The 9,404-nt window shown below is 75.0% G+C and carries 10 protein-coding genes; all 10 read right to left on the reverse strand.

The window, feature by feature from the left end; translation table 11 throughout:
• Nucleotides 1–32: 32 nt before the first annotated feature.
• Nucleotides 33–527 carry a hypothetical protein gene (locus ACFUVW_RS16895; RefSeq protein ID WP_430572480.1) on the reverse strand — a complete coding sequence of 165 codons (495 nt, stop codon included), beginning with the start codon at nucleotides 525–527 and terminating at the stop codon, nucleotides 33–35.
• Nucleotides 528–586: 59 nt separating this feature from the next.
• Nucleotides 587–949: a response regulator gene (locus tag ACFUVW_RS16900; protein ID WP_430572481.1), complete on the reverse strand. Its 363-nt coding sequence runs from the start codon at nucleotides 947–949 to the stop codon at nucleotides 587–589.
• Nucleotides 946–1,512, reverse strand: coding sequence for a chemotaxis protein CheX (locus tag ACFUVW_RS16905; RefSeq protein ID WP_430572482.1), 567 nt, complete (start codon nucleotides 1,510–1,512; stop codon nucleotides 946–948). Before ACFUVW_RS16905 ends, ACFUVW_RS16900 begins: the two co-directional genes overlap by 4 nt.
• Nucleotides 1,509–1,904 carry a response regulator gene (locus ACFUVW_RS16910; protein ID WP_430572483.1) on the reverse strand — a complete coding sequence of 132 codons (396 nt, stop codon included), beginning with the start codon at nucleotides 1,902–1,904 and terminating at the stop codon, nucleotides 1,509–1,511. Before ACFUVW_RS16910 ends, ACFUVW_RS16905 begins: the two co-directional genes overlap by 4 nt.
• Entirely contained in the window at nucleotides 1,901–2,725 is an 825-nt protein-coding gene (locus tag ACFUVW_RS16915) for a CheR family methyltransferase (RefSeq protein ID WP_430572484.1), read from the reverse strand. The genes ACFUVW_RS16910 and ACFUVW_RS16915 overlap by 4 nt, the downstream gene beginning before the upstream one ends.
• A complete protein-coding gene (cheB, locus tag ACFUVW_RS16920) occupies nucleotides 2,722–3,795 on the reverse strand; it encodes a chemotaxis-specific protein-glutamate methyltransferase CheB (RefSeq protein WP_430572485.1) in 1,074 nt (357 codons plus the stop codon). The genes ACFUVW_RS16915 and cheB overlap by 4 nt, the downstream gene beginning before the upstream one ends.
• A gap of 7 nt (nucleotides 3,796–3,802) precedes the next feature.
• Nucleotides 3,803–5,446: a methyl-accepting chemotaxis protein gene (locus ACFUVW_RS16925; RefSeq protein WP_430572486.1), complete on the reverse strand. Its 1,644-nt coding sequence runs from the start codon at nucleotides 5,444–5,446 to the stop codon at nucleotides 3,803–3,805.
• 52 nt (nucleotides 5,447–5,498) lie between these two features.
• Entirely contained in the window at nucleotides 5,499–7,109 is a 1,611-nt protein-coding gene (locus ACFUVW_RS16930; RefSeq protein ID WP_430572487.1) for a methyl-accepting chemotaxis protein, read from the reverse strand.
• A gap of 53 nt (nucleotides 7,110–7,162) precedes the next feature.
• Nucleotides 7,163–7,585 carry a chemotaxis protein CheW gene (locus ACFUVW_RS16935; RefSeq protein WP_430572488.1) on the reverse strand — a complete coding sequence of 141 codons (423 nt, stop codon included), beginning with the start codon at nucleotides 7,583–7,585 and terminating at the stop codon, nucleotides 7,163–7,165.
• A partial coding sequence (locus ACFUVW_RS16940) for a chemotaxis protein CheW (RefSeq protein ID WP_430572489.1) occupies nucleotides 7,582–9,404 on the reverse strand: 1,823 nt, incomplete at its 5' end. The genes ACFUVW_RS16935 and ACFUVW_RS16940, both read right to left, overlap by 4 nt.

The following is a 9,404-nucleotide window of genomic DNA, read 5'->3' on the forward strand; positions in this document are numbered from 1 at the left end:
TCCACGAGGCGAGCCGTCTCTCGGTGCGGGAGCTAGGCCAGGACGACGGTCAGCGTCCCGCCGCCGTACCCGGCGACGTCGACCACCGCGTCGAGCCGCCGCCCGCCGCCGCGCAGGAACGCCACGGGCGCACCCGGCAGCGGCCGGCGGGCGGAGTCGAACACCTCGGCGAGCCGCAGGTGCGTCGCCCCTTCGGCGTTGAACAGCGAGGCGAGCACGTTGAGGACCTCGACGAGGTTCTCGAGCAGGACGTCGCTCAGCGCGCCGTCCGCCGCCGCGCCCTGCGCCGGGCCGGGCGGCATGAGCCCGATGGCCGCGCCGAGCGCCGCGCCGAGCGCGAGGTCCACCCCGACGACGGCCTCGACCTGGGCACGACCGCTCACGTACGTGGCGGCCACGATGCCCGGAGCGTCGGGCGACAGCGGGGCCGCGGCGCGCTCGGCGGTGCACCCGCGCCCGACCAGCCCGGTGAGCAGGTCGCGGATCTCCTTCAGCGGGGGCAGGGGGGTCGTGGTGGTGGTCGGCACGGGGTGGTCTCCTCGAGGGGCGTGGTGGTCGTGGCGGGCGTGGTGGGGTGGCGGGACGGTCAGCGGACGTGGGGCCGCAGCGCGTCCTCGAACGTGTCGGCGTCGAACGGCTTGGCGATGAGGAACAGGGCACCCTCGCTCTCGGCGAGCGCGCGCATCTGCGGCGAGCCCTCGGAGGTGACGAAGCCGAAGGGGACGGTCGACCCGCCCGCGCGCAGCGCGCGAAGCACGTCGATGCCGTTCATCCCGGGCATGTTCCAGTCGGACAGCACGAGGTCCGGCTGCTCGTCGCGGGCGGTCGCGAGCGCCTCGGCGCCGTCGGCGGCCTGGAGGATCTCCCAGCCGCCGAAGCCGGCCTGGCGCAGGGTGCGGACGACGATGGACCGCATCACGCGGCTGTCGTCGGCGACGAGGACTCTCACAGCTGTTCTCCGTTCATCGGGGTCCACAGGGACAGGACGAGGGGCGAGCCCCGCCACAGCAGGTGCTGGTGGTGCGCGCCGCGGCGCGGGTCGTCGGGTGCCCGTGCGCCGTCGACCACGTCGACGACGTCGACGACGTCGACGACGGGCAGCGTGAGCGACGCCCCCTCGGGGAGCGTGCCCTTGAGGTTGCCGCCGACGACGTTGGCCACCTCGCCGAGGGCGTCGTGGACGTCGTCGGGCGTCACGCGGTCGTCGTCGCCGAGCTGCAGCAGGGCGCGGGCGAGGCGCTCCGCCGTCGGGCGCGCCGTGGTGACGGCCAGGCGCGACGGGTGCGGGCCGACGATGTCCACGCGGGCGCGGACGTCGCCGGCCGACGCGCCGTCGGACCCGCCGGCGCCGTCGGCGGGCGTCAGGAGGCCCGGCTCGCCGTCGACCATCGCGGTGAACAGGTCCTCGACGATCGGCAGGAGGCTCGCGCGGAGGCCGGCACGGAGGTGCGCGGCGCGCGCAGCGTCGTCGGCACAGGTGTCGGCACAGGTGTCGGCGCGGGTCCCGGTCATGCGGGGTCCTTCGTCAGGTCCCGGGCCGGGAGCAGCCCGAGCATGTCGAGCTTGCCCATGAGGGCGTCGGGGGTGAACGGCTTGATGAGGTACTCGTGGGCGCCGGCCGCGAGGGCCCGCACGATCTGCGACTGCTCGGACTCGGTGGTGACCATGAGCAGCGTGAGGTCGCGCCACTCGCGGCGGGCCCGGACCGCCTGCACGAGCTGCAGCCCGTCCATCACGGGCATGTTCCAGTCGACGCAGGCGAGGTCGAACCGCTCCCCCGCCTCGAGCAGGTCGAGCGCCTCGCCGCCGTGGGCGGCCTCGGCGGTCTCGTAGCCGAGCTGCCTCAGCGTGGTGGCGACGATCCGGCGCATCACGCGGGCGTCGTCGATGATCAGCGCTCTCATGCGCTGCCTCCTCGGAGTCGGTAGATGGAGCCCTGCCGGACGTCGACCCGCTCCCACGCGGGGTCGACGCCGACCGTGGTCTCGGCCGCCCCCAGCAGGAGGTAGCCGCCCGGCCGCACCCGGCCGCGGAGCCGGGCGAGGATCGACCGCTTGGTGGGCAGGTCGAAGTAGATGAGCACGTTGCGCAGGAACACGACGTCGAACAGCCCTGCCCCGGGCGGCGCGGTCAGCAGGTTGTGCTGCTGGAACGTGAGGTGCTCCCGCAGGGCGGGGTCGACCTCCCACTCGGCGCCCGCGCGCCGCAGGTGGCGCACGAGCATCGGCGCGGGCAGCCCGCGGTTGATCTCGAGCTGGCTGTAGCGGCCGGTCCTGGCGCGGTCGACGACCTGCGCGTTGAGGTCGGTGGCGAGGAGGCGGTAGCGCGCCACCGACTCCTCGCGCAGCAGCATCGCGATGCTGTACGGCTCCTGGCCGGTGGAGCAGGCGGCGGACCAGATGCTGAGGTCGCGGCCGCGCAGCCCGGGCAGGAGGTCCGGCAGGATCACCTGCCGCAGCGCCGTGAACGGCGCCGAGTCCCGGAACCACGACGTCTCGTTCGTGGTCATGGCCTCCACGACGCGCACGGTCTCGACCGTCGACCCGGACCGCAGGTGCCGCTGCACGTAGCTGTCGACGGCGTCGGGCCCCTGCAGCCCCTTCTCGCGGGCGAGCGGCCCGAGCCGCGACTCGACGAGGTACTCCTTGCCGGGCGCGAGCTGGATCGCGCTGTGCCGGCGCACGAGGTCGCTCACGTAGGCGAACGACTGGGCGGTGAGGGTCATGCGAGGGCTCCTGCGACGAGGCTCGACACGGCACGGGCGACCTGCGGCAGCGGGAGCAGCCGGTGCGCGTGCCCGGCGGCCGCGACGGCCCCCGGCATCCCCCACACCACCGACGTGGCGCGGTCCTGGGCCAGCACGTGCCCGCCGGCCGCGGCGATCTCCCCCGCGCCGTCGCGCCCGTCCGAGCCCATGCCGGTGAGCACGAGCGCGAGCAGGTCGCCGCCGAGCGCGCGGACGGCGGACCGGAACAGCACGTCGACCGACGGGCGCGTGAAGCTGACCGGCGGCGCGTCGGTGAGGAGGGTGCTCACCGCGCCGCCCCGCCGGGCGACCTCCAGGTGGCGCCCGCCGGGCGCGAGGTAGGCGTGCCCGGGCCGGAGCGTCTCGCCGCCGGCCGCCTCGACCACGGTGGTCGGGCCCTCCCGGTCGAGCCGCTCCGCGAGCTGGCGGGTGAAGACGGGCGGCATGTGCTGGACGAGGACCACGGGCACCGGCAGCGGCTCCGCGAGCCCGGCGAAGAACGTGCGCAGCGCCTCGGGCCCGCCGGTGGACGAGCCGACGACGACGGCACGCACCGGGCGGCCCGGCACCGGCCGCGGCGCCGCCGTCGCGACCGTCGCGACGCTCGCGCCGGCCTGCCGGGCGGGCGCGGTGCCGGACGGCAGGGCCGCGGGGACGAGCGCCCTGATCTTCGGGACGAGCTCGGCGGCCACGCGCTCCAGGGCGGCCTGCACCGACCCCGCGCCACTCGGCTTCGTCACGTAGTCGGACGCGCCCGCGGACAGCGCGTCCAGGGTGGCGGCCGCGCCGCGCTCGGTGAGCGTGGAGAACATGATGACGGGCACCCGGCGACCGGCGGCGCGCAGGGCGCGCACCGTCTCGATGCCGTCCAGGCGCGGCATCTCGATGTCCAGGGTCACGACGTCGGGGTCGAGCTGCTCCACCTTCGCCAGGGCGAGGCGGCCGTCGGCGGCCGTGCCGACCACCGTGATCCCGGGCTCGCGGGCGAGGGACTCTGACACGAGGCGGCGCACGACGACGGAGTCGTCGACGACGAGGACGCGGATCACGACGGCCTCAGACCCGGAACTCGGCGACCTGCGTGCGCAGGCTCGCGGACACCCGGGCGAGGTCGTCGATCGCCGCGCCCATCCGGGTCATCGACGACGAGCTCTCCTCGGCGCCCGCAGCGATCCCCGTGATGGTGCTCGCGATCTCACCCGCGCCGGTCGCGGACTCCTGCACGCCGCGCGACATCTCGTCCGTGGTCGCGCTCTGCTCCTCGACGGCGGACGCGATGGTGAGCTGGTAGTCGTTGATCTGCCCGACGATCTCCGCGATCTCGCCGATCGCGGCCACGGCGCCGTCCGTGTCGCCCTGGATGGCGTCGACCCGGCGCGCGATGTCCTCGGTCGCCTTGGCGGTCTCCTGTGCCAGCTCCTTCACCTCGCCGGCCACGACGGCGAACCCCTTGCCCGCCTCGCCCGCGCGCGCCGCCTCGATCGTCGCGTTGAGCGCCAGCAGGTTCGTCTGCTCCGCGATCGTCGTGATCACCCGGATGACGTCGCCGATCTCCTGCGACGACGTGCCGAGCCGGCGGACGGTGCCGTCGGTCGTCGCCGCCCGGTCGGTCGCGAGCCCGGCGACCTTCGCCGCCTCCGACGCGTTCTGCGCGATCTCCCGGATCGACGCCCCCATCTGCTCGGCGCCCGCGGCCACCGTGCGCACGTTCTGCGACACCTGCTCCGCCGCCGACGCCACCACCCCCGACCGGGCCGACGTCTCCCGGGCGGCCGCGACCACCTCCGACGCCGCCGTGGAGAGCTCCTCGGCACCGCCCGCGAGCGTGTCCGCGGACCCCGCGACCTCCGCCACGAGGCGCCGGACGGTCTCGACGCCGGCGTCGAGGGCGACGCCGGTCTCCCCGATCTCGTCGGTGGGCGCCAGGTCGCTCCGTCGCGTGAGGTCTCCCGCGCCCAGCGCCGCCGCGACGTCGCGCACGCGCTGGACGCGGCGCACGACCACGCGGCTGGTCCACGCCGCCAGCGCGACGGCGGCGAGCACCGCCACCACGTCGGCCACGAGCAGCAGGAGGATCGAGCGGTCGTAGGCCGCCTGCTGCTCGGCGACGATCTCGTCGGCCCGGGCGTCGGCCAGGGCCTGCGCGCGGTCCACGACGTCGAGGATGGTGTCGTACGACGCGCCGGCCTCGCCCCCGTTGATCGACGTCATCGCGCGGCGCGCGTCCGCCGGGCGGCCGGTCGTGAGCCAGGCGGCCACCTGGTCGTCCCAGTCGTAGAACGAGTCCCACGCCGGGCGGAGCTCGGCGAGCACGGCGGCGGTCGCGGGGTCGGTCGGCGCCTCGTCGAGGTCGTCGAGCCACTGCCGCACCACCCGCTCGGTCGCGAGCATCTCGGTCCGGTTGTACCCGTCCTCGCCCAGGGCCTCCTGCGGGCCGAAGACGAGGGCGTCCGCGACGTACAGCGCCTGCCAGCCCGTCGCATCGGCGATCTGGCCCTTCGCCTCCTCGGCCAGGGTGCGCACGCGCTCCACCGCCCGGAGCCGGTCGGCGTGCTCGCGCTGCTGCTGCACCGCCGTGGCGCCGACGGCGCCCGTGGCGACCACCAGGGCGACGAGGACGGCGAAAGCCCCGAAGAGTCGCACGCCGACGGTCAGGCGTCGCCGTCGGACGGCGGCGGGGCGAGGGCGGGTGGCGGACATGGTGGTCTCCTGGGATCGGGGGGGAACGCGGGCTCGGGCGGATGGGCGCGGCTCAGTACGTGAACTGGGCGGCGCGGGCGCGCAGGTCGCCGGACATGCGGGCCAGCTCCGAGATGGAGTCGTTCATCTGCTCGACGGCCTCGGCGGTCGACGCGGCGGCGGTCGCGATCCCGGTGATGTTGCCCGCGATCTCGCCCGCCCCCGTCGCGGACTCCTGCACGCCCCGCGACATCTCCGTCGTCGTCGCCGTCTGCTCCTCGACGGCGGAGGCGATGGTGAGCTGGTAGTCGTTGATCTGCCCGATGATCTCCGCGATCTCGCCGATCGCTGCGACCGCGCCGGAGGTGTCGCCCTGGATCGCCTCCACGCGCCGCGCGATGTCCTCGGTGGCCTTGCCGGTCTCCTGGGCCAGCTCCTTCACCTCGGACGCGACCACCGCGAACCCCTTGCCGGCCTCGCCGGCGCGGGCCGCCTCGATCGTCGCGTTGAGCGCCAGCAGGTTCGTCTGCTCCGCGATCGTGGTGATCACCTTGATCACGTCGCCGATCTCCTGCGACGACGTCCCGAGCTGCTGCACAGTCACGTTCGTCGCGGCGGCGCGGTCGGTGGCGCGGCTCGCGACCTTCGCGGCCTCCGACGAGTTCTGCGCGATCTCCCGGATCGACGCCCCCATCTGCTCGGCGCCCGCGGCCACCGTGCGCACGTTCTGGGACACCTGCTCCGCCGCCGACGCGACGACGCCCGACTGGGCCGCCGTCTCCTCCGAGCTGGCGGAGAACTGGGCGCCCGCCGCGGACAGCTGCTCGGCCGCCGACGCGACGGCCTGCGAGGTGCCCGCCACCTCCGCGACGATGCCCCGGAGGTTGGCCTGCGCCGTGCCGAGCGCGTCCGCCATCCGACCGAGCTCGTCGCGGCTGTGGACCTCGGCGGCGACGGTGAGGTCGCCGTCCGCGAGCGCGACGAGCGCGCCCTGCACCTGCTGCGCCGACCGGCGGACCCCGCCCGCGATCCGCACGGCCACGACCAGCGAGAGCACGAGGCCCGCCGCGGCGAGCACGATCATCAGGAGGAACGTGCGCGACGCCTGGGCGTCCGCGCTGTCGGCGAGCGACTGGGCGTAGGCGTTCGCGGCCTCGCCGGCCTCCGTGAGCTCGGTCGTGTAGGTGGTGATGAGCTCGTCGTTCGCGGACTGGATCTCCGGCGTCACCGCGGCGGCGCGGACGGCGGGCATGAGCGTGTCGTCGCGGTAGGCGACCCAGTCGGCCCACGCCGTCTTGAACGCCTCCCAGTGGGGCTCGTCGATGCCGGCCAGCGCGGCGTCGTAGGCCGTGACCAGCTTCTCGACCTCGGCGTCGTTCTCGTGCACCTGGTCGTCGACGGCGGCCCTGCCGGCCTCGTCCGCCACCTCGTACGCGTAGGTGAGGCGCCACGCCTCGAGCGCGCGGTGGTCGATGTCGGCCCGGTAGCGCAGCACGGAGTCCGCCACGTCGGCGACGGCGCGCGTGTCGTCCGCGGTGGCCCGCAGGCCGCTCAGCGCGAACCCGACGACGCCGACCAGGACGGCGGCCAGGACGCCGACGGCGGTGAGGATGCGGGTGCCCACCGAGAGGTCGGCGAAGCGGCGGCGCGGGCGGCCGGGCTGAGGGGTGTCGTGCGTGGACATGGGTGCTCCTGGGTGGTGGGACGAGGGAGGGCGGGGGTGGCCTACGAGGTGGCCTACGAGGCCGCGGCGTCGACGTCGAGCGCGAGCAGCAGTCGGTCGGAGAGCTTGTAGGCGCCGCGGATGACGCCCTGCAGCTCCTCGGAGAGGGTCTGCGGCGGGGCCTCGAAGCGGTCGTCGGGCACCTCGAGCACGTCGCCGATCCGGTCGACGAGGAGGCTGACCGTCTCGTCGCCGACGAACACGACGACCATCATCTGGTCGCCGTCGTGGGGCGGGAGGCCGAGGCGCCGGCGCAGGTCCACCGACAGCACGACCTGCCCACGCAGGTTGACGAGGCCGGCGACGTCGTCCGGGGCCAACGGCACGCGGGTGCGGGGACGGCCGGGCAGCACCTCCTGGACCCGGTCGACGGGGATGCCGCACAGCCGGTCGGCCAGCATGAAGGTCACGAGCTGCGTCGTGGTCCGGGTCGTCATCGCGCACCTGCCGGCGACAGCTCGGGGAGCGCCGCGTCGCTGTGGTCGTGGTCGCCGGGCGCCCCGGCGCGGGGGAGGTCGGGGGCGTCGAAGAACCCGGGGTCGGCCGCCTCGACGGCGCTGCGCACGTCGAGCAGCTCCGTCACGCGGTCGCGCAGGACGGCGGAGCCGAGCAGGCCGTGGTCGTCGATGGCGCTGTGCCGGCCGGGGTCGTCCTCCACCACGTCGACGATCCGGGTGACGGCCATCGCGATGCTGCGCTCCCCGCGGCTGTACACGACGACGTCGAGCGCGTCGTCCTGCGGGCCGTCGTCGGCGCCGAGGATGCGGGCGAGGCGGACCAGCGGCAGCAGGGCGCCGCGGTACTGCAGCACCTCGCGCGAGCCGACCTGCTCGACCGCGGCGGCGGGGATGCGTTCGAGGCGGGTGACCGCGGAGAGCGGGATCGCGACCCGGCGCTCCCCCGCGCCCACGACGAGCATCTGCCGCACGGGCTGCGCGGCCTGCGTCGCGTCGTCGGCGTGCGCCCGCGCGAGCGTCGCCGCCTCCGAGGACAGCACGCGGCGCGCGATCGCCTGCAGGTCGAGGATCAGGGCCACGCCGCCGTCGCCCAGCACCGTGGCGCCCGAGTAGATGCCGATCTGCTTGAGCCGGCCTGCGATCCCCTTGACCACGATCTCCTCCATGTTGAGGACCCGGTCGACGACGAGGCCGAAGCGCTGCTCGTCGGCCTCGACGACCGCGATGACGCGGCCCGCGGACCCGGCGTCGAGACCGAGCACGTCGGCCAGCGAGATCAGCGGCAGCAGCGATCCGCGCAGCCGGAGGACGGGCGCCCCGCCCACGTGCTCGATCTCGCCGTGCTGGTCCCCCAGCGCCACGAGCTCGAGCAGACTCACCTGCGGGATCGCGTACACCGAGCCGCAGCACGCGACCGTCAGCGCGGGCATGATCGCGAGCGTCAGGGGGATGCGCATGCGCCAGGTGGTGCCGGCGCCGACCACCGACTCGACGTCGACGGAGCCGCCGATCGCCTCGATGTTGGTGCGCACGACATCCATCCCGACCCCGCGGCCCGACACGTGCGTGACCTTCGCGGCGGTGGAGAAGCCGGGCACGAACAGCAGGTCGAGCAGCTCCGCGGAGGTCATGGCGGCGACCTCGGCGGCCGACCGCAGCCCCTTCGCCACCGCCGCCGCGCCCACCCGCGCCGGGTCGATGCCCCGGCCGTCGTCGCCGATCTCGACGACGACCTGCCCGTTGGAGTGGGAGGCGCGCAGCGTCACGACGCCCTGCGCGCGCTTGCCCGCCGCGACCCGCTCCTGCGGGGGCTCGATGCCGTGGTCGACGGCGTTGCGCACCAGGTGCGTCAGCGGGTCCTTGGCCGCCTCGAGGAGCGACCGGTCGAGCTCCGTGTCGCCGCCCGTCATCTCGATCCGGACCTCGCGGCCCAGCGCCTTGGCCAGGTCGCGCACGACGCGGGGCATCTTCGACCACACGTGCTCGATGGGCTGCATGCGGGTGGTCATGATGCCCTCCTGCAGCTCCGAGGCGATGAGGCTGAGGCGCTGTGCGGACCGCTTCGTCTCCTGGTCGTCCCCGGCGGCGGCGATCCGGTCGATCTGGTTGCGCACCAGGACCAGCTCGCCGACCTGGCTCATCAGGTCCTCGAGGAGGTCCACGTCCACGCGGATGGAGCCCTCGGCCGCGCTGCGTGCCGGCGGCTCCGGCTCCTCGGGGACGGCCGTCGGCACCGGCACCGCGACGTCGGCGACGGGGGGCGCGACGGCGGGGGCCTCGGGCACGGAGACCTCGGGCG

Origin of the sequence: Isoptericola sp. NPDC057391 (assembly GCF_042668085.1) — a bacterium.
Taxonomy (GTDB): domain Bacteria; phylum Actinomycetota; class Actinomycetes; order Actinomycetales; family Cellulomonadaceae; genus Isoptericola.